This is a genomic window from Halopenitus malekzadehii (assembly GCF_900108505.1).
Taxonomy (GTDB): Archaea; Halobacteriota; Halobacteria; order Halobacteriales; family Haloferacaceae; genus Halopenitus; species Halopenitus malekzadehii.
The window spans coordinates 544908-567081 of sequence record NZ_FNWU01000001.1 but is presented as its reverse complement, the minus strand read 5'-3'; the positions used below and the strand labels follow the sequence as shown (position 1 = coordinate 567081).

Below are 22174 nucleotides of genomic sequence, written 5' to 3'. Positions count from 1 at the left end.
ACGTCCCCGTCCGATCCGCTACGTCCAGGGCTCGCCGCTGGCCAGATCGACGTCGTGATCCGCCTTCGAGGACGGGCAGACGTCCTCGAGCACGCAGTCCCCACAGTCCGGGTTCCGCGCGGTGCAGGTCGCTCGTCCGTGGTCGATGAACAAGTGTGTAAACTCCTGCCACTTCGCTTGCGGAACGATCCCCGTCAGGTCCGCCTCGATCCGCTTCGGGGACGTCTCCTCGGTCAGCCCGAGCCGTCGGGAGAGGCGCTGAACGTGGGTGTCGACGACGATACCCTCGACGACGTCGTGACCGTGTTGGAGGACGACGTTGGCCGTCTTGCGTCCGACGCCCGCCAGCTCCGTCAGCTCGTCCATCGTGTCGGGGACCTCGCCGTCGTGCTCCTCGATGATGTCCCGTGCGGCCGACCGGATGTATTTCGCCTTGTTGTTGTAGTAGGTGATCGAGGAGATGTCCTCGGCCAGTTTCTCCTGGTCGGCGGCCGCGTAGTCCTCGGCCGTCTCGTACTTCTCGAAGAGGTCCGCACAGACCGTGTTGACGCGCTCGTCGGTACACTGTGCCGACAACACGACCGCGATCAACAGCTCGAGCCGGTTCGAATACCGGAGCGAGATCGTCGAGTCGGGGTACTCCTCCTCGAGCCGGTCGATCACCTCGCGGGCCTGCGCCTCGCGCGTCTCCCGTCTGGTTCCCATACCGATCCCGATCCGCCGCGACGGGTTGAACGGTTCGAAGTCGATCCACGCCGGCGCGGTGCGGTGGAAACACGTCACTCCCGCGGACTCGGCTTGCTGGGTCACCCCGGTAACGCGTCCTGATCGACCCGGTAGACCGTCACGCGATCGGTCTCGGTGGCGACCGACACGCCCTCGAGGTGGTCGAACGCGACGTCCTCCCCGTACCGCTCGCGCTCCGTCGGCCCGACCCACACGTAGGTCACGTCGTAGGCGTCGAGCGTTCGGACGCGCTCGACCGTCGTCCCGGCATACGCCCGGTCGACGGCCGTAACGCGGCGCTCGTAGGGCTCGACGCCGCGGTAGCCGACCTCGTGGTCCCACCCCGCGACGGTCGGAATCCCGGTCAGCGAGGAGGCCGGATTCGCCCGCCAGGTGTACATCCCGGGCTCGGCCGCCCGCGCGAGCCCCTCGGGCGACCGGGTCGTTCCGGGTGCCTCCAACAGCACGTCCTCGCGTGTCGCGTGCTCATCGATCCACGCGATCGCCGGTGCTTCCTCTGGGTGTTCGATAGCGACGAAGGCGGTCGCGTCGAGGGTCCCGACGTCGTGCCGGTCGAAGTGTGCGTCGAGCGCGAGCGCGGCGTACGGAAGCGTCGAGACGACGAGCAGGGCGACGAGAGCGCGCGCGAGGGTTCTCCCCTTCGGCAAGACCGTTGCCGCAGATCGCCGAACGCGGGCCGTCCGACCGGCGGTAACGCCCCTGAACCCTCTCGACCAGAGCTCCGCGAGGACGACGCCGACGGCGATCCCCCACAACGTCCAGACCTGAAAGTACGTCTTGAAGACGGTGTTGAGCCGGCCCGGTCCGGCCTGTTCGGCCAGGTGGACGATCTCCACGAGCCCGACCAGTCCGGCGCCGCCGACGATCAGGACCGTTTCGAAGTTCGCCCCGCGGTCTGCCCGCAGCGCGACCCAGCCAAGAACGAGCGGCGGGACAACGACTGCGATCGCGGGGACGCCGGCGAGGAGGCCGCTCGCCACGACCGCGGCGACCCCGACGAGGAGCGAGCCGCACCCGGCCGACGGCGAGCGGTCACCGCCGGTCGTTCGCGGTCCGGTCCCGACGAGCCGGCCGGCGAGGAACGCGAGAAACGCCGCGAGGAACGCGCCGTGGACCGTGAGTAGCCCCCCGAGTCCCGATCGCTGATCCGGGGGAACGAGCGCCGGCTCCTGGCCGCTGCTCGCGCCGAGCAGGAACGGTGCCGCGAGGACTCCGGCGATCCCGGCTGCGACTACGGTCACCGCGATCGCGCCGCCGGTTCGTTCGACCTCGGTCCGGAGAACCGATCGAGGGGGTCCAACACCGACGCCGGATTCGCCGTCATCCGGGGGGACGTCGCCGATCGAGGGACCGTCGCCGGTCGGCAGGACGTCGCCGACCGGAAACAGCGTGAGCGGGCGGGCGGGCGCGAACGCTACGGCCAGCCAGAGGATCCCGAAAAGCGTCGCCAGGTCCCAGGTGTGAACCACCGCGATGGTCCCGCCGAGGACGGGGATCGCGCCGAAGACGAGCAGTCGGCGACGGCGCAGCGCCGATTCGGAGGTCCGCCAATAGGCGTAGGCGAGCGCCGCCCCGAGCACGAGGAACGGTGCGCCCATCATATGTGCGTGAAGGTCGCCGTTGAGGAACGCGAAGAACGGGAACTCGTTTATCGTTCCCTCGATGACCCGGCTCGCGTCCCAGTAGTGGAACGGCTCCGCCTCGGCGGTCGCTCCCGAGCCGACGCGTGCGAGCAGCGACCGCACCGTGGCGAGATTGCTCGCCAGCCCGACGGCCACGGCCGTGGCGACACCGGCACCGGTGGCGATCCGGTCGGTTGCCTCCGGGTCGTCGGCGTTCCGATCGGCTGTCTCCGGGTCGGCGTCGATCCGGTCCGCGGCGATCCCGCGGGCGAGTTCGAAGACGGCGGCGATCAGACAGGCGTAGACGGTCGCCAGCGCGAGGTTGTACGCGTACGCGGGTGGGACTCCCGACAGGATCGTCATCAGCGCGGCCGCGAGGTGGCCGCCGTAGTAGTAGTTCACCGTCTCGCCGGCGAACCAGGGGTCGAGCGGCGGCAGCGTTTCGGCCCTGAGCAGACTCCGCAGCAGGCTGTAGTCAAGGAACTTCTCCCCACCGACGGCGGCGATCGCCGGGTCCGCAGCACGGATAGCCAGGACGAGCGCGAACGCACAGAGAAACACGACGGCCGCGGACCCGGCTGTCCGCCGGTCGGCCGGGAACGCATCGTCCGCGATCGCGAGCGATCCCCGCCGAGCCGCCTCGAGGTCGATCGACGCAGCCAGCGAGCCGACGCCGAGGACGAGGAGTCCGGCGGCAAGGGCATCGACGCCGAAGCTGACGCGACCGACCCAATAGCCAACGGTCGTGAGGATGGCGACCGCGAGGATCGGCGCGAGCCCGATGCCGCGCCCGGGCGTCCACCGAAACAGCCGCGCCGCGATCGGGATCGCAAGCGCCGCAAGGACTGCGACCGTGAGAAGCCACCGTCCGACCAGCAGGACCTCCATATCCCCGGAAGACCCGGCCACGGTGTAATCCCTTCGGGTCGGGCCGGTGTGGAACCGGCGGTCCCACGACGGTTCACCGCCGCCGGCGTGGTCGCGTGTCCGCGTGGCGAGTCACGGCGTTTTTTAGCGGTGGCCGGGTATCGACCGGTATGTCCGCGACGCTCGGGATCGTCGTCCCCGCGTTTCGCCCCGACGTCGACCGACTGATGGCGTACGTCCGGTCGCTCGACGATGGGCTCGACCCGGAGACGATCCGGATCGAACTCGACGATCCCGAGCCGGCCGTTCGCGACGCGCTTCAGGACGCATCCGACCTTCCCGCCCACGTCAACGCGGTCGATCGTCGCCGGGGAAAGGGCACCGCGATAACGGCGGGGTTCGAGGCGCTCGAGACCGACGTCCTCGCCTTTTTCGACGCCGACGGGGCGACCGACGCCGACGCGGCCGCAGCCGTCATCGATCCCGTTCTCGACGGCACGGCCGACCTCGCGGTCGGCTCCAGGCGACACCCGGAGGCGGTCGTTCAGTCCCACCAGACCGTGCTCCGGCGCGCGCTCGGCGACGGGTTCGCGTGGCTTGCCCGCCGCGTTCTCGGTCCGTCGCTGTACGACTACCAGTGTGGCGCGAAGGCGATGACCGCCGAGACGTGGCGTCGGGTGCGGGACGACGTCTACGAACCGGGATTCGCCTGGGACATCGAACTCGTCGCGCTTGCGGGCGCGTACGGCGCCCGTATCCGTGAGGTCCCGATCAGCTGGGAGGACCAGCCCGGATCGACGGTCGATCCGGTCCGTGACACCGTCCGGATGTTCCGCGGGCTCGCGGTGGCCCACCACCGGTCCGCGGTCGTCTCCGGGAGCCGGCTCCACCGACTGCTCCCGATCGACCCCGGACCGTCACTGTTGGATCGGCTGCACGGGACGGCCGGACGCGATGGACGGAGGGAGCCGACGTGAGTATCCTCGAGGACACCCTCGACGAGCTCGCGACCGGCGCTCGGTTTGGGAGGTTCCTCTCGGTGGGCGCGCTCGGCGCGATGATCGACCTGCCGATCAGCTCGGCGCTCACCCTCACGGCCCTGCTGGAGCCGCAGTGGGCGAAGGTGGTCGGGACCGAGTGCGCGATCATCGTGATGTTCCTGATAAACGACGCCTGGACCTTCGACGGCCAGGGCGCGCCCGGCCGCGCCGCGAAGATCCGCCGGCTGATCCGGTCGAACGTCGTCCGATCCGGGGGACTCGCCGTGCAGTTCCTCGTCGTGTGGTCGCTGACCGGCCTCGACGTCGAAGTGCTCGTGGCCGGCACCGACGTCTGGGCGGTGGTGACGATGCCCATCGCCATCGGCGTCTCCTTCGTCGTCAACTACGTCACCGAGAGCCTGTTCACCTGGCGCGTGGCCGCTACCCGGTGAGACGACCGTTTCAGCCGCACGAACCATTTATAAGTGATGGAACGTTTCGCACGCGGTTAACTCGCATACGGCAGTCGAATCACAACCCTTAACCGTTGGACTCGTTTTCGTTCCAGTAGCGGGATGGGATAGCCAGGAGATTCCGCCGGGCTCATAACCCGGAGATCGGTGGTTCAAATCCACTTCCCGCTACTCCCAATCGTTTTTCGAGATCGCGTTTTTACGCCGGAATAGCCGATCGTGTCACCGTCGTGTCGGTTCTCGCGGTCGCCGTGTTCGGCCCGAATATCCACCCGACGAAGCACGTGGCAGTCGGTCTCACGATCCAACCCCTTATACGTGACCGGAGCGTATCAAGTGTGTGAGCGAACAAAGCGGGCGTCGGGACCTCCGAATGCCCAACGACGATCAGGTATTCGCCGTTGTGACCGAGATGCTCGGCCACAGCCGCGTGCGGCTGCGATGCGCCGACGGCGTCGAGCGGATGGGACGGATTCCGGGTCGAATGAAGTACCGAAACTGGATCAACCGGGACGACGTCGTCCTCGCCGAGCCCTGGAGCTTCCAGGACGAGAAGGCGAACATCGAGTGGCGCTACGACGACTCGGCGGCCGACCAGCTCCGCCGCGAAGGCCACATCGAGTAGTTCAGCGACCCGGCGGTCGCACGTTCCGGCGGTCCCGTGTTTTCGAGCCGTCTTTTTCCCTTCGATCAGCCGCCATCCCGCTAGTCGTCACGCCGGCCGTCCCACCCGTATTCCGTATGGACGGTGCGGCCGGCCGCGTTCGACACCGGTCCGACGACCTCGGTGACGCCTGCGAGCACGTCCCGTGACCGAACTGGCGGCATCGGTTCACCCTGAAACTCGGCGATCTCATCGCTCCCGACGGCGTAGACGACGCGACCGAGCCCCGCCGACCGGATCCCGCCCGAGCACATCGGACAGGGTTCGGTACTCGTGTACATCACGGTCCGTGCGCGTTCGGCCGGCGTGGCGTCGCGGACGGCGCGCGCGGCGAGATCGAGTTCGGGATGGCGTCGGACGTCGTCGGCAGTGTGGACCCGGTTCGACGCCTCGGCGACGATCCGGTCGTCGCGGACGAGCACCGATCCGAACGGCTCGTCGCCGCGGTCGGCGGCCACCCGGGCCAGCTCGATCGCCCGACGGAGATGCGTCTCGTGATCGACCGTGTCGAGTTTGGGTGCGTCGGTCATCGGCCGTCGTTTGCGGTCCCGCCCGAAAAGCGATCGGGGAGTGGGATCCTCCATCGACGACTGCCACGACTCGTCGGATACGCTTATGAGGACCGGCCCGCCAGTTCCGCACACGAATGAGCGACCTCCCGGACGATTTCGACTGCACGATCACCAACTGGGAGTACATCTACGGGCTCTGTCGGACCGTCTCGAACCAGGTCAAACGCGCGTCCTTCGAGCCGGACGTCGTCGTCGCGCTCGCCCGCGGCGGCTGGTTCGCCGGCCGGTGTACCTGCGATTTCCTCGGGCTCGACGACCTCACCAGCCTGAAGATGGAACATTACGTCGGCACCGGCGAGAAGGCCGACGAACCCCAGGTGCGCTACCCGATGCCGGAGGGTAGCGTCGCGAACAAGGACGTGCTGATCATCGACGACATCGCCGACACCGGCGGATCCATCCGGCGTGCCGAGGAATACGTCACCGACCGCGACGCCGGAACCGTCCGAACGGCGACCCTCCAGCTGCTCGGCACCTCGGAGTTCGATCCCGACTTCGTCGGCGAGCGCCTCGCGGAGTGGACGTGGGTCGTCTACCCGTGGAACTTCATCGAGGACATAATCGACCTGATCGCCGGCGCGATGGAGCGTGCCCCGGAGACGACGTTCTCCGAGGCCGACGTCCGCGCCGTGCTCGCCGAGTACCACGGGATCGACCGCATCGAGATGGAGATCGCCCAACCCGACCGTCTCGCGGAGGTGCTCACCGAGATGGAGCGTCGGGACGTGATCGAGATGGCAGGCGACGGCGAGTGGCGGCTGGTCCAGTGATCCGATGACGGATGACCCCGCGGCCGATGGCGACCTCGACACCGATACCGACTTCGACGACGACGCCGATGACTCTCGGGCGACGACGGTCAGCGAATCGGCGATCGAGGCGCTGTGTGACGCGCTCGCGCTGAAGGACGAGACGCGAACGGGCTGGGCGCTTCGGGGCGTCCACGATCCGGAGTCGGTCGCTGCCCACTCGTGGGGGGTCGCCTATCTCGTCGTCGCGATCGGCGAGACGTTCACCGACGAGTTCCCCGACCTGGACCTCGATGCCGCCCTCCGGATGGCGGTGGTCCACGACCTCGGCGAGGCCGAAACCGGCGACGTCCCCACCCGCGCCGATCCCGAAGCCGCCGAATCGCTTCCCGACGCGGACGAGCAGGCGGCCGCCGAACGCGGTGCGGTTGCCGACCTGACTGCGCCCTTCGACGCCGCCGAGCGACTCCGTGCGGACTGGGAGACTTACGAACGCCGGGACCGTCCCGAGGCGCGGGTCGTCAAGGATCTCGACGTGGTGGACATGTGCCTCCAAGCGCTCGTCTACGAGCGTGCGGATCGATACGACCAGGCCGACTCATCGGCCGACGATCCGACGACGGACGATCCGGCGTCGGGCGCTCCGACGGCGGACGCGTTCGCCGAGTACGACGCGCTCGACGAGTTCTTCGTGACGGCTCGTCGAAGCGTGTCGACGGAGACGGGGCGTTCCCATCTCGACCGCATCCACGATCGATACGTTGCCGCCCGTGATCACGACGATCCGGCGTGACGTCGCCGACGTGCTGCCGATGACGACGGGGAGCGATGGCCGCGGTCAGTCTGCGATCGCTTCCGCCTCGACGGTGGCTGCGGTCGGGTCCCGGATCCACAGGTCGCCGAAGAGGTCGTCCTGCTGGAGTCGGACGCCGCCGCGGTGTGCGAGGAACAACAGCGCGAGGTAGGTCATAAAGGGTCGCCCGCCGATCGTCTCGATCTCCGCGAACAGCACCTCCGTGCGGCCCTGGTCGTACTGGGTCCGTACTGCGGTCCGGACGTCGTCGATGACCTCCTCGATGTCCTCGTCGTGGGTCCCGCCGGTGACGTCGCCCTCGGTCGGCTCGCCCTCCCGGCGGACGTCGCCGGCGGCGCGGTAGTCGAGCGTTTGCGTCCCGCGGTCGTGTCCCCGTGGCGATTCCGAGGTGTCGTACTCCCGCGATCGCTTCCACCACGAGCCGCGCTCGGCCTCCCGGAGCTCGCGGACCAGTTCGTCGAGCGTCTCGGGCGACCCCCGGGTGTTCTTGCGATCCAGCCGGCGGTCCATCTCCGCCTCGAGGCGGTCGACCGGATCGAACCCGTCGCCGTCGGTCGGATCCCCGTCCCCGTCGCCGGCGCCGACGCCCGGGCGTCCCTCGCCGCGCATCGCGGCCTCCCAGGGCTCCAACTCCGGCTCGTCGGCGTCGTCCTCCTCGTCGTCCGAGAGCATCGCGTCGCTTTTCATCCGCAACAGGACGCTCGCGTAGAACAGCGCCCGTCCGGTCGTCCGCAGGTCCCGGGCGTCGAGTTCGGCCAGGAACGCGTCCGTCACCTGCACGATGTCGATGTCCCACGGCTCGATCTCGCCCTCCTCGGCCAGTTGGACGAGCAGCTCCACCGGTTCGACCTCGTCGTCCGTGGCGTCGTCGGTCGTGGCACCGTCGGCCGTGGCGTCGCCGTCGGCCGTGGCGTCGCCGTCGGCCGTGGCGTCGCCGGCCGATGACGTCCCGTCGCCGACCGTGGGCGTTCCAGCCACGGACGTGTCAACATCGGCTTCGCCGGCGAGGTCGATCTCGGGGACGTATCCGCCGTCGGTTTCCTCCTCGCCGTCAGTCATCGGCCGGCACCTCCCCGTCCCCGTCGGCCTCCTCGCCGTCCGCGCCGAACTGCATCCCCGTCACCGCGGAGACGTTGTCCTCCTGCATCGTCACGCCGATCGCCCGCTCGGAGCGCTCGAGGAGCGCCGAGCGGTGTGAGACCACGACGAACTGCGCCTCGCCGGCCAGGTCGTGGACCATCTCGCCGACCCGTTCGGCGTTGACCGCGTCGAGGAAGGCGTCGACCTCGTCGAGCGCGTAGAAGGGTGCCGGGTTGTGCCGCTGGATGGCAAAGATGAACGCCAGCGCGGTCAGCGACTTCTCGCCACCGGACATCGCGTCGAGCCGCTGGACCGGCTTGTCGGCCGGCTGGGCCTTCATCGTGAGTCCCTCCTCGAAGGGGTCCTCGGGGTTCTCTAAGACGAGTTCGCCGGTCCCGGCGGAGAGGCGCTCGAAGATGTCCTCGAAGTGGTCGTTGATCGACTCGAAGGCGTCCATAAACGTCCGTTTCTTCTGTGACTCGTACTCCGCGATTCGCTCCTCGATCCCGTCGCGTTCGGTCACGAGGACGTCGCGCCGTTCCTGAAGCTGGTCGAGTGCCGCTTCGACCTCGTCGTACTCGTCGATCGCGCGCATATTGACCGGCTCCAACGCCTCCATCTCGGCGTCGAGCTCCTCGATGCGACGCTCCACCTCGTCGTGGTCGGGGATCGACTCGGGGTCGTAGTCGCCGACCTGCGACTCGAGTTCGTCGATCTCCCACTCCAAGCGGTCCGCGCGGTCGCACAGGTCCGAGAGCGTCGATTCCACCGTGGAGACGCGCTGTCGCTGCTCGTCGCGCTCCTCGGTCGCGGCCGACAGCGTCTCCCGGAGGTCCGACCGCTCGGCCTTGAGCTCGGCCAGTTCTTCCTCCAGGTCCTCGATCTCATCGCGCTTCTCGGCGAGCAGTTCCCGCTTCTCCTCGATGGCGGCCTCGTGGTCGGCGATCGTCTCCTCAGCCTCGGCCTTCTTGTTCTGGGCCGCCTCGATGCGGTCGTGGAGCTCCTCGACGGCGTCCTCCGCGTACTCCTTCTCGAGTTGCACCTCGTTGAGCCGGCCGTCGAGGTCGTCCATCCGCGACTCGAGGTCCTCGATCTCATCGCGCACGTCGTCGGCCCGACTCGTCAGCTCCGGGATCCGTGAGTCCGCGAGCTCGGCCTCGATCTCTGCGATCCGGTCCTCGACCGCCGCCTGCTCGCTCGCCAACTCCTCGATCTCCGCGTCGAGCTCGGTCATCCGCTCGTCGACCTCCTCGCGCTCGGTGTGGAGCGTCTCCAGCGTCGACTCCAGCTCCTCGATCCGGTCGTGTCCATCCTCCAGGTCCGTTTCGGCCCGGTCGATGTCGGCTTCGACCGACCGGACGCGTTCCTCCGCGTCCGCCTTCCGTTCGCGTGCGTCGTCGATCTCCGCGTCGAGGTCGTCGATCTCGGACTCGAGGGACTGCCGTTCGTCCTCGAGCTCCTCGATCTCCTCGGCCAGCCGCTGGAGCTTGCCGCCGCCAGCGGTGCTGAAGGAGTATCTGGATCCGCCGCCCGAGCCGCCGGTCATCGCGCCCGATGTCTCGACGAGGTCGCCCTCCAGGGTCACCATCCGGTAGTCGCCCATCAGATCGCGAGCGGTCGCCATGTCCTCGACGACGAGTGTCGACCCGAGAACGTACGAGAAGACCGGATCGTAGCGGGCGTCGTACTCGACGAGGTTTCGGGCGAAGTCGACCACGCCCGGCATCGTCGGCGCGTTCGGGAGGCCGCGGTCGTCGAGCTCCGTGATCGGCAGGAACGTCGCACGGCCCGCGTTGCGGCTCTTGAGGTGGTCGATACAGGTCTCGCCCACCCCGTCGTCATCGACGACGACGTTCGCGAGTCGGCCGCCGGCCGCGGTCTCACACGCTTCCGCGTACGTCGGGTCCACCGACGCCAGTTCACCGACCGGGCCGTGAACCCCGTCGATTCCGGCGTTTCGGATCGTCGTCACCGCTCGCGGCCAGGAGGTGTCGCCGCGGTTCTTCGCGTCCGCCTCGAGGGTGGCGTACTCGCTTTGCTTCTCCCGGAGGTCGTCCTCGAGGGCGTCGAGCCGCTCCTGTCGCTCCGTCTTCTCGGCGAACAGGTCCGCGATCGTCTCCTCGATCGCGTCGCGGTTCGTCTCCGCCGTGTCGAGTTCGCCGTGCAGCTCCGAGATCCGGGCTTTCAGATCCGGGATCCGCTCGTGGGCCTCCTCCAGATCGGACTGCGCCTCGCTGATCTCGTTCGATCGTCGCCGCGCCTCATCGAGCAGCCGGTCCTTCTCACGCTGGACGTCGTTTTTGTCGGCCTTGAGCTCCTCGAGCCGCTCTTTGTTCTCGGCGAGATCGGCCTTGAGTTCGTCGTACTGGGTGTCGATCCCGTCGATCTCCGCTTCGATCTCCGCGAGTTCCGACCGCTTGTCGGCGACGTCGGCTTTGACCGATGCCTTCTCGACTTTGATCTCCTTGGCGTCCGCCTCGAGGTCGTCGATCGTCTCCTGTTTGCGGTCGATCTGGACGAACGCGTCGCGGCGGTCGGTCTCGGCCTCCTCCAGGCGACTCTCGGCGTTCTCGATCTGTCCCTCGAGACGCGAGATGTCGCCTTTGATCTCCTCGATCTCGGCTTTGATCGCGAGCTGTTCGTCCTCGCCCGTCCGTTCGATCTCGTCGTTGAGCTCCGAGAGCTCCGATTCGAGACGCGTGACGCGTCCCTGGCGCGTGTCGAGTTCCGCCCGCCGGTCGGCCAGTTCGGCCTCGGTCTCCTCGATCTCCGCGAACACCTCCTCGCGGGTCTCGCGCTTCTCCTCGAGTTCGGCGGCCTTGCGGTAGCCGCGGTACTCCTCCTGCTCCTCGCGGTAGGACTGGTACTCCAGGGCAGTCTCGCGCTCGTCGGCGAGCCGGTCAAGGCGGTCCTCCTTCTCCCCGATCCGGAGGTCGGCCTCCCCGATCCGGTCCTCGACGGCCTCCAGTTCCTCGAAGGCGGCCTCCTTCTTCTCATCGAACTCGGCGACGCCGGCGATCTCGTCGATGATCCCACGGCGCTGGTAGGCCGTCATGTTGATGATCTCCGTGACGTCGCCCTGCATCACGACGTTGTATCCCTCCGGCGTGACCCCGGCCTGCGCGAGCAGGTCCTGGATGTCCGAGAGGTTGACGGAGCGACCGTTGAGGTAGTAGTAGGAGTAGTAGTTGTCGTCAGTTCGCTTGACGCGCCGCTTGACCGTGATCTCCTCGACGTCGCCGACGTTCTCGGAGCCGGCAGCCGAGACGACCTGTCCGCGATCGAGGGTCCCGTCGGAGTTATCGAGTACGACCGTGACGGCGGCCTCGTCGGGACCGTCGCCGGACTCCGCGCCGTCATGGCCGGGGTTGTAGATCAGGTCGGTCAGCTTCTCCGCGCGGATCCCGCGGGTCCGTGCGAGCCCGAGCGCGAAGAGGATCCCGTCGATGATGTTCGACTTTCCGGACCCGTTCGGGCCCGTGATGACCGTGAAGTCCTCGTAGAAGGGGATCCTCGTCGTCCGCCCGAAGCTCTTGAAATCGTCCAGAACGACTTCTGTGATGTGCATTGATGGGCTCGCGAGGGGGCCGCGAGCTTACGCGACGATGATGTCGCTTTCCTCGAGGCCGCCCGTCGTGTCTTCGTCCGTGTCCGCGTCGACGTCGTCCGCCGCCGCATCGGCTGCGGCTTCGGCCGCTTCCGCGGCTGCAGCGGTCGCGTCGGCGTCGCCGTCGGATTCGGTCTGTTCGACCACGTTCACGTGATCGTCGCTCTTCGTCGTCCGTTCCGTCGGTTCGGGAGCCTCCGGCGTCGGTCCGGCACCCGGCTGGTCGCTCCCGCTGCGGTTCGCGGCCGGTTCTGACGTCTCGTCGGCCGTCGCCCCGGTCGACCCGGACGCGTCACCCGCCTCCAGCTGTCGAACGCGTTCTTTGGTCTCGACGAGCTCCTCAGTGAGTCCGTTGACCGCCGCCTGAAGCTCCGAGACCTGGCGTTCGAGTTCCGTCACCCGATTACTCATACGTGTGTTCGGTCGGCCGAGACGTATAAATGTGTGTCAGACGTGTGTGTGACTGACCCTCATTCGAGGCGCGGAGGCGTCGTCGACGATGGGCCGACCGGTGTGTCACTTAAACCGGAACGTTTCGAGGTTCTTCGGCGCGAACGTCCGCATATTGTAATCGTGATACAGCGCCGAGGAGAGGTCCTGGACCGAGCTCTCGTCGCCGTGGACACAGAGCACCTTCTCTGGACGGGGGTTCATCGTCTTCACGAAGTTCTCGAGCCCCTGTCTGTCGGCGTGCCCGGAGAACCCGTCGACGGTTTCGGTCTGCATGTTCAGCGTGAGCGTGTCGCCGCGCCCGCCGCCGCCCCAGCCGTCGACCGGGATCTCGTCCCAGCCGTTCTGGATCCGTCGACCGAGCGTTCCCTGCGCCTGGTAGCCGACGAAGGTCAGCGTCGAGTCCGACTCGGGACCGATGTGGCGAAGCCACGACATAATGGGTCCGCCCTCGATCATCCCGGAGGTCGACAGGATGATGCACTGGTCGCCGTCGGCGACCTCCTGTCGTTCGTCCTCGCCGCCGTCGATGTGGTTGAACTGGTCCGCGAGGAACGGGTTCTCGTCCTCGTGAAAGATCCGGTCACGGAGGTCGTCGCGCAGATACTCGGGGTAGGTCGTGTGGATCGCCGTCGCCTCCCAGATCATCCCGTCGAGGTGGACCGGCATCTCCGGAATGTCGCCGTTCCGCATCGCCTCCTCCAGGACGAGCATCAGCTCCTGGGAGCGACCCACGGCGAAGGCCGGGATCACGACCTTGCCGCCGCGGTCGTAGGTCTCGTTGATGACCTCCTTGAGCTTTCGTTCGGAGTCCTCCTGGTCCGTCTGGTAGTCGTTGCGACCGCCGTAGGTGGACTCCAACACCAGCGTCTCCACGCGCGGGAAGTCGTTGACCGCCCCGTTGAACAGCCGGGTGTCGTCGTAGTGGATGTCGCCGGAGAAGGCGACGTTGTAGAGGCCGTCGCCGATGTGGAAGTGCGTGACCGCCGACCCCAGGATGTGGCCCGCGTTGTGGAAGGTGATCTTCACGTCGGGCGCGATGTCGGTGACGTCGCCGTACTCCAGCGGGATCGTGTGTTTGATCGCCTCCCGGACCTGTGCCGACTCGTAGGGTGGCGTGCGACCCTCCTTGGCGGCGACGTCGAGGTAGTCGAGCTGGAGCAGCCCCATCAGATCCCGCGAGGGCTCGGTCGTGTAGATGGGCCCGTCGTAGCCGTACTTGAACAGCAACGGGATGAGCGCCGAGTGGTCCAGGTGTGCGTGGGTGAGGACCACGGCGTCGATGTTCTGTGCGCCCGCGCCGAGCGCCTCCGGCACCTGTAGATACGGAACCTCGCCCTCGGCGCCGGGCTTGTCGCCACAGTCGATCAGGATCCGCGTTTCGGGCGTGTTGAGGATGAAGGCGGCACGGCCGACCTCGCGACAGCAGCCGAGCGTGGTGATCCGGACCCACTCGTCGTCGGAGAGCTCCTCGCGGTGGATCTGTCTCCCCACACGTTCGAGGATGTCGCGACGTTCCTCGCGCTCCTGTTTCAGGAAGTTGCGAACGTTCGAGACCGTCGAGGACTCGATCGGCGGGGTCCGGACGACCTCCGGGGTCCAGCCGACCTCCTGGGTTATCTCACGCAGCGTCGAGCCGCGACGGCCGATCACCATCCCCGGCTTCTGGGCCTCGATGACGACCTCGCCGGTGTCGGCGTGGAAGTCGAGGTCGCTGACCCCCGCCTCCTCGGGGACGACGTCGAGGACCTGCTGGCGGGCCTCGCTGGGCGGCGACAGCGTGCTCGGGTCCGGCCGCACCGTGATCCGCTTGCGCAGCTGGGAGGCGAGCCGGCGGATCAGGTCGCCGTCGCCCGCGAACCGCTTGGGGTCGCGAGTGTAGACGACCAGCTCCGGGCCTTCGTATTTTACGTCCGTGATCGTGACGTCGTTGGGGATCTCCTGTTCGATCTGGGATCTGATGTCTTCGAGTTGGGTATCGACTTGGCTCATAGGTACAAATCCCCCGCGGTAACCGACGCCGAGGACGTCCGTCTCCGGCTGCTCGGATGGGGACGTTCGGGTTCGAGGTCCGACGACTGCTGTGTCGTCAGTGGTGACGAGGGAGGCATAATGGCGAGTACTGTCCGTAGCTTCGTCTGCGGGAAGAGACGGTGAAAACCCGCTTATTCGGACATAGACGCCACCCGTTATAAAAGCCTTCGCAAACCACCCCTCGATCGTCGTACCGCCGATGGCGGCCCTCCATAACGATCACGACCGGTGACCGGGGAAATGTACCGGCGATCGGGGAACCAAGCCGGCAACCGGGAAAATGTGCCGGCGATCGGGGGAACGTACTTGACCCGCCGCCGCCGTAGTGAGCTACGATGCGACTCACGCCCGACCGCGTCGCGGCCGAGTACGAGTGGGTTCGCGAGCGCGAGCCGACCGTCGTGGCGCTCATCAACGAGACCCGCGAGGCTCTTGGCGACCGGTTCGACACGGACGTGGCATCCGTCTCGCCGGCCGCCTACGGGGAGGCCGTCGACGCCGTCTTCGCCGACGGCGAGGTGGCGGTCAACGTCGCCGGCTACGTCGCGATCCTCCGGGATCTGGACGTCGCGAACGACTATCCCGGGTTCGTCGTCGACGAGGTGTTGGGTCGCGCGCTCGCGGAGACGATCGCCGGCGGGCAGCCGCTCTCGCTGCTTGCCGCGGCGACGTTCCACTTCGCGGATATTCACACGGACGATGGAGCAGCCGAGGCCGATCCCGCCGGACTCGACGATCTCGATGCCGCCCTCGCGGCCGGGTTCCAGACGCGACTGCCGGGCTGGACGTGGCGCGAGGAGCCGAGCCCCTTCGGCGTCGACGTGGATGGCTGAGGCGCGGGCCCGGACGTCGATCGAACGGTCACCGCTTCAACCGGCCATCGCAGCCGGTCAGTCGTCGCTCGAGACCGCGTTCGCGTCCGCCTCCGGGAGCGCCTCCGCCGTCGCGGCCGGGGGCCGCGCGTCGCGAACGTCCTCGCCGATCCCCTCCGCAATGACGTCGGCGTAGGCGTCGGGGAACACGCAGACGAACGATTCGCAGGTCGCCTCCCAGTCGTCGAGCAGTTCGCGGGCACGGTCGCTTTCGGTGTAGGCCGCGTGGTTCTCGATGAGCCGGCGCAACATTGCCTCGTCGCGCTCGGAGAGGTCCCGTGAGAGCGACACCATCCCCGTATTGGCCCGCTCGGCGAGGCGGCCATCGGGGTCGTGGACGTAGGCGACACCGCCCGACATCCCGGCCGCGAAGTTCCGGCCGGTCTCGCCGAGGACGGCTACGACGCCGCCGGTCATGTACTCACAGCCGTGGTCGCCGACGCCCTCCACGACCGCCCTGGCCCCGGAGTTGCGGACGCCGAAGCGCTCGCCGGCGACGCCGTTGACGTAGACCTCGCCCGCGGTCGCGCCGTACAGACAAACGTTGCCGACGACGACGTTCTCGCTCGCCTCGTAGCCCGCGTCCGCGGGCGTGTTCACGATCAGCTTCCCGCCGGAGAGCCCCTTGCCGACGTAGTCGTTGGCCGCGCCGGTCAGCGAGAAGGTGACGCCCTCCGCGAGGAACGCGCCGAAGCTCTGGCCGGCGTAGCCGTCGAAGTCGACGGCGATCGTGTCGTCGGCCAGCCCCTCACCGCCGTGTGCGCTCACGACGCGGTTCGAGAGGGTCGCGCCGACCGCGCGGTCGACGTTGGTGACGTCCTCGTGGATCGAGACCGGCGCGCCGTCGGCGATGGCGTCGGCAGCGTCGTCGATGAGGTCCCAGTCGAGCCGGTCGTCGATCCCGTGGTCCTGTGCGCGGACCTTCGTCCGGATCGACCCGGTCGGCTCCGCGATGACGCTCGAGAGGTCGAGGTGTTTCGCCTTCTCGTGGTCCGTTTCGCGCTGTGCGAGCAGCTCCGGGCGGCCGATCAGCTCCTCGACCGTCCGGAACCCGAGTTCGGCCATGATCTCACGGAGTTCCTCGGCGATGAAGGTCATGTAGTTGATGACGTGATCGGGCTCGCCGGGGAACCGCTGTCGCAGGTCCTCACGCTGGGTCGCGACGCCGACCGGGCAAGTGTTCTCGTGGCACTGCCGGGCCATCACGCAGCCGGAGGTGACGAGCGAGGCCGTCCCGAAGACGTACTCCTCGGCGCCCAACAGCGCGGCGACGGCGACGTCGCGGCCCGTCCGCATCCCGCCGTCGGCCGACACCCGGATGCGGTCGCGCAGCCCGGTCGCCCGCAACATCTGGTTCGTCTCCGCGAGGCCGAGCTCCCACGGGAGCCCCGCGTTCTTGATCGACGTCTTCGGGGACGCGCCCGTCCCGCCGGAGTGGCCCGAGACGTGAACGACGTCGGCGTTCGCCTTCGCGACGCCGGCAGCGATCGTTCCGATGCCCGCCTCCGAGACGAGCTTGACGTTGACGTCGGCGTCCGGGTTGGCCGACTTCAGGTCGTAGATGAGCTGTTTGAGGTCCTCGATCGAGTAGATGTCGTGTTGGGGCGGCGGCGAGATGAGCCCGACCCCCGGCGTCGAGCACCGAACGTGGGCGATCATCTCGTTGACCTTCTTGCCGGGAAGGTGGCCGCCCTCGCCCGGCTTCGACCCCTGTGCCATCTTGATCTGGAGCTCGTCGGCCGAGGCGAGGTACTCCGCGGTGACCCCGAACCGCCCCGAGGCCACCTGCTTGACGGTGCATTCGCGCTCGGTGCCGAACCGCTCGGGCGGCTCGCCGCCCTCGCCGGTGTTGGATTTCGCGCCGATCCGGTTCATCGCGATCGAGTTGTTCTCGTGGGCCTCCGGCGAGATGCTGCCCAGCGACATCGCCGCGGTCGAGAACCGCGTCACGATCTCCTCGACCGGCTCCACCTCGTCGATCGGCACCGGATCGCGGTCGGCGTCAAATTCGAGGAGCCCCCGCAGCGTGTGCGGCGAGTCCTCCTGGTCGTTGACCGCCTCGGCGAACTCCAGGTACTGGTCGTACTCGCCCGCCCGAACCGCCTGCTGGAGCGTCCCGACCGTCTGCGGGTTCCAGCCGTGTTTGATCCCTGACGAGCGGTGTTCGTACTCGCCGACGGTCTCCAGTTGCGGGTCGGCGCCGAACGCCATCGCGTGTCGCGTCCGGACATCTCCCTCGATCTCGTTGATTCCGATCCCCTCGGTACGGATCTCCGTGCCCGAGAAGTACTCGGCGACGAACCCGGAGTCGAGGCCGACCGCCTCGAAGATCTGTGCGCCCTGGTAGCTCTCCATCGTCGAGATGCCCATCTTCGCCATCGTCTTGAGCAGGCCGTCCTCGAGCGCGCCGCGGTAGGCGGCGATCGCCTCCGCCTCGTCGGCCCCGTCGGGGCCGGCGACGACGTCGGCGATGGAGGCGTACGCGAGGTAGGGATTCACCGCGCCCGCGCCGTAGCCGACGAGGGTCGCGACGTGGTGGACCTCGTGCGGCTCGCCGGATTCGACCACGAGCCCGGCGTGGTTCCGGAGCCCGTTGCGAACCAGATGGTGGTGGACCGCCCCGGTCGCGAGCAGGCTCGGGATCGCGATCCGGTCGGGGCCGATCGCGCGGTCCGACAGAACGATCACGTCCGCGCCGTCCTCGATCGCCGCGGCGGCGGCGTCGCGGAGTTGCGACACCGCGTCCTCGAGGTCCGTCCCTGCCTCGAAGGTCGTATCGAGGACCCGCGAGTCGAGGGCGGCGTCCGTGGCGTTCGTGGCGTTCGTGGCGTCCGTGCTCGTCGCGTCGGCGGCCGCCTCCTCGCCGAGCGCCTTGATCGACTCGGTCTCGGCGTCCGTGAGGATCGGCGTCTCGGACACGAGCTGGCGCGCGTGCTCGGGCGACTCGTCGAGCAGGTTCCGCTGGAAACCGAGCCGCGTTTCGAGGGAAGTCACGAGTTCCTCACGGATGTAGTCGATCGGCGGGTTCGACACCTGCGCGAACAGCTGCTTGAAGTAGGTAAAAAGCGGCCGGTCAATATCCGAGAGCACCGACAGCGGGGTGTCATCGCCCATGGATCCGACCGGGTCGGACCCGGTCTCGGCCATCGGCTCAACGAGGTGGTTCATCGAGTCGGTCGTGTAGCCGAAGGCCGCCTGGCGGGCGCGCAGCGGCGAGGCCCCTTCGACGTCGCCTGTGTCTCCCTCCGCGTCGACGTCCTCGTCGCCGGCGTCAGGACCGATCCCGGCGCTCGTCGGATCATCCGTCTCGCGAATCTCCGCGAGGTCGACTTGTTCCTCGGCGACCCACTCGCCGTAGCGGTCGTCGGTCAGCTCCGCGAAGACCTCCTCGTCGGGAACGACCCGACCCGACTCCAGGTCGGCGACGAAGATCTCGCCGGGCTGGAGCCGACCACGCCGCTCGACGTCGGCGGGATCGGTCGGCAGCGCGCCGACCTCGCTGCCGACGATCAGGCGATCGTCGGTCGTGACCTCGTAGCGACACGGGCGGAGGCCGTTGCGGTCCAGGACGCCGGCGACGTGGTCGCCGTCGAACCCGAGCACGAGCGCGGGGCCGTCCCATGGTTCGACCAGCGAGGCGTGATAGTCGTACCAGTCGGCCCGATCCTCGTCCATCAGGTGATCGTCGCGGAACGCCTCGGGGATCAGCATTCGGAGGGCGTGTGGGAGTTCCCGACCGCTCTGGATGAGCAGCTCGAGCGCGTTGTCGACGGAGGCGGTGTCCGATTGGTTGGGATCGTCGATAACCGGTTTGACCGTCTCGAGGTCGGCGCCGAACCCGGGATGGGAGACGTCGGTCTCCCGTGCCCGCATCCAGTTGATGTTCCCCTGGATCGTGTTGAACTCGCCGTTGTGGACGATGTTGCGGTACGGGTGTGCAAGGTGCCACGCGCCGAGGGTGTTCGTCGAGAACCGGGCGTGAACGAGCGCGGCCCGGGAGGCGAACCGATCGTCATTGAGATCCGGGAAGTAGTCGGCGAGCTGCTCGCCCTTCAGGAGCCCCTTATAAACGACGCGGCGGCGATCGAGCGAGGCGACGTAGAATCGGCCGCTCCCATCGACGTCCGCGGCGGCGGTCTCGATCGCCTTTCGGGCGACGTAGAGCGCGCGGTCGAACCCGATCAGTGCCGGGTCCCGGTCGGCGTCGGCATCGGCGTCGGCGTCCACGAACCGGTCGGCGAGGGCGGCCTCGTCGGTCGGCGCCACGAAGACCTGCCAGTGGTCCGGCTCCGACTCGAGCGCCGTCGCGCCGAGGTCGTCGTTCTCGGTCGGAACCGACCGCCAGGTGAGAACCTCGAGGTCGTACTCCGCGAGCCGTTCGGCGACGACGTCGAACAGCTCCTCACGGGCACGGTCGTTCCGGGGGAGGAACAGCGAGCCGACCGCGTACTCCGCGGGGAGATCGACGTCGACGACCGATCGGAAGAACGGGTCCGGCCGCTGGACCATGATGCCGGCGCCGTCGCCGGTGTTCGTCTCGGCACCCGTCGTTCCACGGTGTTCGAGGTTCTCGAGCAGACGGACGGCATCGGCGACGGTCTCGTGGCTGGGTTCGCCGGCGAGATCGACGACGGCGCCGACGCCGCAGTTCGATCGCTCGTCGGTCGGGTCCGCGAGACCATCGCGGGCGTTCTCCTCGTCTCCGTCTCGCCCGGAGCCCGCCGCGCCGTCGCTCGGCTCGGGGGTGATACTGTGTGGCTTGGTCATACCGTACCGAACCCGTCTCCATCTTAAAGGGCTAACCCTGATACACGTAGGGTGCCTTACCCACCCATTAGGGAATATAAGGTCATTATTCTACAGGGCCTGTGACTCAATACCACAGATTTGTAATCATAATATATACCTGCATTTTCTCAAAATAGGAAAACATATATCGGGTTTTCAAACCAAATATGGCCCATAACCAACCGCTCTAGAACACGTCTTTTCAATTTTCGTTTGGCGTCGATCGCCTCGATGGCGACCGGACGGACGGGTCCGCGAACTGGTGCGTCCGACGGGTGGAGCGATCAGTACGACTTCGCGAAGTAGGCGGTCCGCTCGGCGGGATCGCCGCAGACGCCGCAGGTCTCCTCGTGGTCGGTCCCGAGGAGCTCGTCGTCGTCCTCGAACGGCACCATCACGATCTCGGCGGCGATCTGCTCTTTGATCTCCGCCTCGCAGTCCTCGTCGCCACACCACGGCGTCTCGACGTAGCCACCGTGGCGGCCGAGCGTCCCCAGGATCTCCGCGCGGTCGTCGGCCTCTCGGACCGCACCGTCGAGGGTCTCCTCGGCGGCGGCGTACAGCTTGGCGTAGACCTCGTCGAAGTGGCTCTCGACGGTGTCCGACACGTCCTCGCGGTCCTCGACGATGCTCTCGCCGTCCGGCCGATGAACGAGCGTCAGTTCCCCGTCCTCGACCTCGTTCGGACCGATCTCGATCCGGAGCGGGACGCCGTTGAGCTCGTGTTCGTTGAACTTGAAGCCGGGATTGCGCTCGTCCCGGTCGTCGAGTTCGACCCTGACGCCGGCGTCCTCCAGGTCGTCGGCGACGCCCTCGGCGTACTCGAGGACCTCCTCGTGCGTGTCCGACTGCCAGATCGGGACGATCACGACCTGCGTGGGCGCCACGGTCGGCGGCAACACGAGCCCCTGCTCGTCCGAGTGGGTCATGATCAGCGCCCCGAGACACCGCCAGGAGACGCCCCAGGAGGTGGTGTGTGCGACCCGCTCCTCCTCGTCGGCGTCCGAAAACGTGATGTCGAACGCCTCCGCGAACGACTGCCCGAGGTGGTGGGAGGTCGCGCCCTGGACGGACTTTCCGTCCGGCATCAGCGCCTCGACGGTCGTCGTCGTCTTGGCGCCGGGGAAGGTGTCGTGTGGCGGCTTCTGGCCGCGCAACACGGGGATCGCGAGGACGTCCTCGTAGAGCGACTCGTACTGGTCGAGCCGCAGCATCGTCTCCTCCCACGCCCCCTCGCTCGTCTCGTGGGCCGTGTGTCCCTCCTGCCAGAGGAACTCCTTGGTGCGGAAGAACGGCTTCGTCTCGGTGGCCTCCCACCGAACGACCGAGCACCACTGGTTGACGCGCATCGGCAGGTCGCGGTGGCTCCGGACCCACTGGGAGATGTAGGGTGCGATGATCGACTCGGAGGTCGGCCGCACCGCGAGCCGTTCCTCGAGCTGCTCGTGACCGCCCTGGGTGACCCAGGCGACCTCGGGGTCGAACCCCTCGACGACCTCCTTCTCGCGCTCGAGGTACGACTCGGGGATAAACATCGGGAAGTAGGCGTTCTGCACGCCCGTGTCCTTGAACTCCGCGTCGAGCGCGTTCTGGACCGCCTCCCAGAGCGCGTATCCACGCGGTCGCGTCACGATGAATCCGCTCATTCCTTCCGGCCCGTAGCTCGCGAGCCCAGCCTTCCGGACGACCTCGGCGTACCAGTCGCCGGTGTCGTGTGATTTGGACTCGGTGATCCCGAGTTCCTGCTCGTCGTCGGTCATTACATCGTGGATCCGCCGTGCGGGACTTAAACCGACCGAAGCCCCGTCGCGCCGGTCCGCCCCGATCGAGGCGCTCGACACGATCGACGTGATCG

General features: G+C 67.8%; 15 protein-coding genes and 1 tRNA gene. 7 read left to right on the top strand and 9 right to left on the bottom strand.

Annotated elements, in window-relative coordinates:
* Positions 1 to 18: 18 nt before the first annotated feature.
* Both nth and BLW38_RS02845 read right to left on the bottom strand, forming a co-directional pair.
* Positions 19 to 705: an endonuclease III gene (gene nth, locus BLW38_RS02850; RefSeq protein WP_092815552.1), complete on the bottom strand. Its 687-nt coding sequence runs from the start codon at positions 703 to 705 to the stop codon at positions 19 to 21.
* A 101-nt stretch (positions 706 to 806) separates the two neighbouring features.
* Positions 807 to 3257 (bottom strand): DUF2298 domain-containing protein, encoded by a 2451-nt coding sequence (locus tag BLW38_RS02845; RefSeq protein ID WP_092813990.1) that lies wholly within the window; start codon positions 3255 to 3257, stop codon positions 807 to 809.
* A gap of 149 nt (positions 3258 to 3406) precedes the next feature.
* On the opposite strand from BLW38_RS02845, the gene BLW38_RS02840 reads away from it, so the two are divergent.
* The 4 genes from BLW38_RS02840 to eif1A all read left to right on the top strand — a co-directional run bounded on the left by BLW38_RS02840 (position 3407) and on the right by eif1A (position 5314).
* The gene (locus BLW38_RS02840) at positions 3407 to 4213 is read left to right on the top strand and encodes a glycosyltransferase (RefSeq protein ID WP_092813987.1); all 807 of its coding nucleotides are present in this window, start codon (positions 3407 to 3409) and stop codon (positions 4211 to 4213) included.
* Positions 4210 to 4668, top strand: a complete 459-nt coding sequence (locus BLW38_RS02835; protein ID WP_245710032.1) for a GtrA family protein — start codon at positions 4210 to 4212, stop codon at positions 4666 to 4668. The genes BLW38_RS02840 and BLW38_RS02835 overlap by 4 nt, the downstream gene beginning before the upstream one ends.
* 117 nt (positions 4669 to 4785) lie before the next feature.
* Positions 4786 to 4860, top strand: a tRNA-Met gene (locus BLW38_RS02830).
* 169 nt (positions 4861 to 5029) lie between these two features.
* A complete protein-coding gene (eif1A, locus tag BLW38_RS02825; RefSeq protein ID WP_092813984.1) occupies positions 5030 to 5314 on the top strand; it encodes a translation initiation factor eIF-1A in 285 nt (94 codons plus the stop codon).
* Between the two features lie 80 nt (positions 5315 to 5394).
* On the opposite strand, the gene BLW38_RS02820 is transcribed toward eif1A, so the two are convergent.
* Positions 5395 to 5883, bottom strand: a complete 489-nt coding sequence (locus tag BLW38_RS02820) for a nucleoside deaminase (protein ID WP_092813981.1) — start codon at positions 5881 to 5883, stop codon at positions 5395 to 5397.
* Between the two features lie 116 nt (positions 5884 to 5999).
* On the opposite strand from BLW38_RS02820, the gene BLW38_RS02815 reads away from it, so the two are divergent.
* Together BLW38_RS02815 and BLW38_RS02810 are read left to right on the top strand one after the other, a co-directional pair.
* On the top strand, positions 6000 to 6695 hold the full coding sequence (locus BLW38_RS02815; protein WP_092813978.1) for a phosphoribosyltransferase: 696 nt from the start codon (positions 6000 to 6002) through the stop codon (positions 6693 to 6695).
* A 4-nt stretch (positions 6696 to 6699) separates the two neighbouring features.
* The gene (locus BLW38_RS02810) at positions 6700 to 7467 is read left to right on the top strand and encodes an HD domain-containing protein (protein ID WP_092813975.1); all 768 of its coding nucleotides are present in this window, start codon (positions 6700 to 6702) and stop codon (positions 7465 to 7467) included.
* Between the two features lie 45 nt (positions 7468 to 7512).
* On the opposite strand, the gene BLW38_RS02805 is transcribed toward BLW38_RS02810, so the two are convergent.
* The 4 genes from BLW38_RS02805 to BLW38_RS02790 form a co-directional block, all read right to left on the bottom strand.
* Positions 7513 to 8547 (bottom strand): segregation and condensation protein A, encoded by a 1035-nt coding sequence (locus tag BLW38_RS02805; protein WP_092813972.1) that lies wholly within the window; start codon positions 8545 to 8547, stop codon positions 7513 to 7515.
* Entirely contained in the window at positions 8540 to 12136 is a 3597-nt protein-coding gene (smc, locus tag BLW38_RS02800; protein ID WP_092813969.1) for a chromosome segregation protein SMC, read from the bottom strand. The genes BLW38_RS02805 and smc overlap by 8 nt, the downstream gene beginning before the upstream one ends.
* A gap of 27 nt (positions 12137 to 12163) precedes the next feature.
* Positions 12164 to 12586, bottom strand: coding sequence for a DUF7518 family protein (locus BLW38_RS02795; RefSeq protein ID WP_092813966.1), 423 nt, complete (start codon positions 12584 to 12586; stop codon positions 12164 to 12166).
* Between the two features lie 105 nt (positions 12587 to 12691).
* Positions 12692 to 14617, bottom strand: a complete 1926-nt coding sequence (locus tag BLW38_RS02790) for a beta-CASP ribonuclease aCPSF1 (protein WP_092813963.1) — start codon at positions 14615 to 14617, stop codon at positions 12692 to 12694.
* 377 nt (positions 14618 to 14994) lie between these two features.
* Between BLW38_RS02790 and BLW38_RS02785 the strand changes: the two genes are divergently transcribed.
* Positions 14995 to 15492 carry a hypothetical protein gene (locus BLW38_RS02785; protein ID WP_092813960.1) on the top strand — a complete coding sequence of 166 codons (498 nt, stop codon included), beginning with the start codon at positions 14995 to 14997 and terminating at the stop codon, positions 15490 to 15492.
* 57 nt (positions 15493 to 15549) lie between these two features.
* On the opposite strand, the gene gltB is transcribed toward BLW38_RS02785, so the two are convergent.
* Positions 15550 to 20298 (bottom strand): glutamate synthase large subunit, encoded by a 4749-nt coding sequence (gene gltB / locus BLW38_RS02780; protein ID WP_092813957.1) that lies wholly within the window; start codon positions 20296 to 20298, stop codon positions 15550 to 15552.
* Between the two features lie 305 nt (positions 20299 to 20603).
* Positions 20604 to 22079, bottom strand: a complete 1476-nt coding sequence (gene proS, locus BLW38_RS02775) for a proline--tRNA ligase (protein ID WP_092813954.1) — start codon at positions 22077 to 22079, stop codon at positions 20604 to 20606.
* Between the last annotated feature and the right edge of the window lie 95 nt (positions 22080 to 22174).

What these genes read in the sequence shown, in the direction of transcription:
- nth (WP_092815552.1), bottom strand. Translation starts at nt 705, where the DNA reads ATGGGAACCAGACGGGAGACGCGCGAGGCGCAGGCCCGCGAGGTGATC.
- BLW38_RS02845 (WP_092813990.1), bottom strand. Translation starts at nt 3,257, where the DNA reads ATGGAGGTCCTGCTGGTCGGACGGTGGCTTCTCACGGTCGCAGTCCTT.
- BLW38_RS02840 (WP_092813987.1), top strand. Translation starts at nt 3,407, where the DNA reads ATGTCCGCGACGCTCGGGATCGTCGTCCCCGCGTTTCGCCCCGACGTC.
- BLW38_RS02820 (WP_092813981.1), bottom strand. Translation starts at nt 5,883, where the DNA reads ATGACCGACGCACCCAAACTCGACACGGTCGATCACGAGACGCATCTC.
- BLW38_RS02815 (WP_092813978.1), top strand. Translation starts at nt 6,000, where the DNA reads ATGAGCGACCTCCCGGACGATTTCGACTGCACGATCACCAACTGGGAG.
- BLW38_RS02810 (WP_092813975.1), top strand. Translation starts at nt 6,700, where the DNA reads ATGACGGATGACCCCGCGGCCGATGGCGACCTCGACACCGATACCGAC.
- BLW38_RS02805 (WP_092813972.1), bottom strand. Translation starts at nt 8,547, where the DNA reads ATGACTGACGGCGAGGAGGAAACCGACGGCGGATACGTCCCCGAGATC.
- smc (WP_092813969.1), bottom strand. Translation starts at nt 12,136, where the DNA reads ATGCACATCACAGAAGTCGTTCTGGACGATTTCAAGAGCTTCGGGCGG.
- BLW38_RS02795 (WP_092813966.1), bottom strand. Translation starts at nt 12,586, where the DNA reads ATGAGTAATCGGGTGACGGAACTCGAACGCCAGGTCTCGGAGCTTCAG.
- BLW38_RS02790 (WP_092813963.1), bottom strand. Translation starts at nt 14,617, where the DNA reads ATGAGCCAAGTCGATACCCAACTCGAAGACATCAGATCCCAGATCGAA.
- BLW38_RS02785 (WP_092813960.1), top strand. Translation starts at nt 14,995, where the DNA reads ATGCGACTCACGCCCGACCGCGTCGCGGCCGAGTACGAGTGGGTTCGC.
- gltB (WP_092813957.1), bottom strand. Translation starts at nt 20,298, where the DNA reads ATGACCAAGCCACACAGTATCACCCCCGAGCCGAGCGACGGCGCGGCG.
- proS (WP_092813954.1), bottom strand. Translation starts at nt 22,079, where the DNA reads ATGACCGACGACGAGCAGGAACTCGGGATCACCGAGTCCAAATCACAC.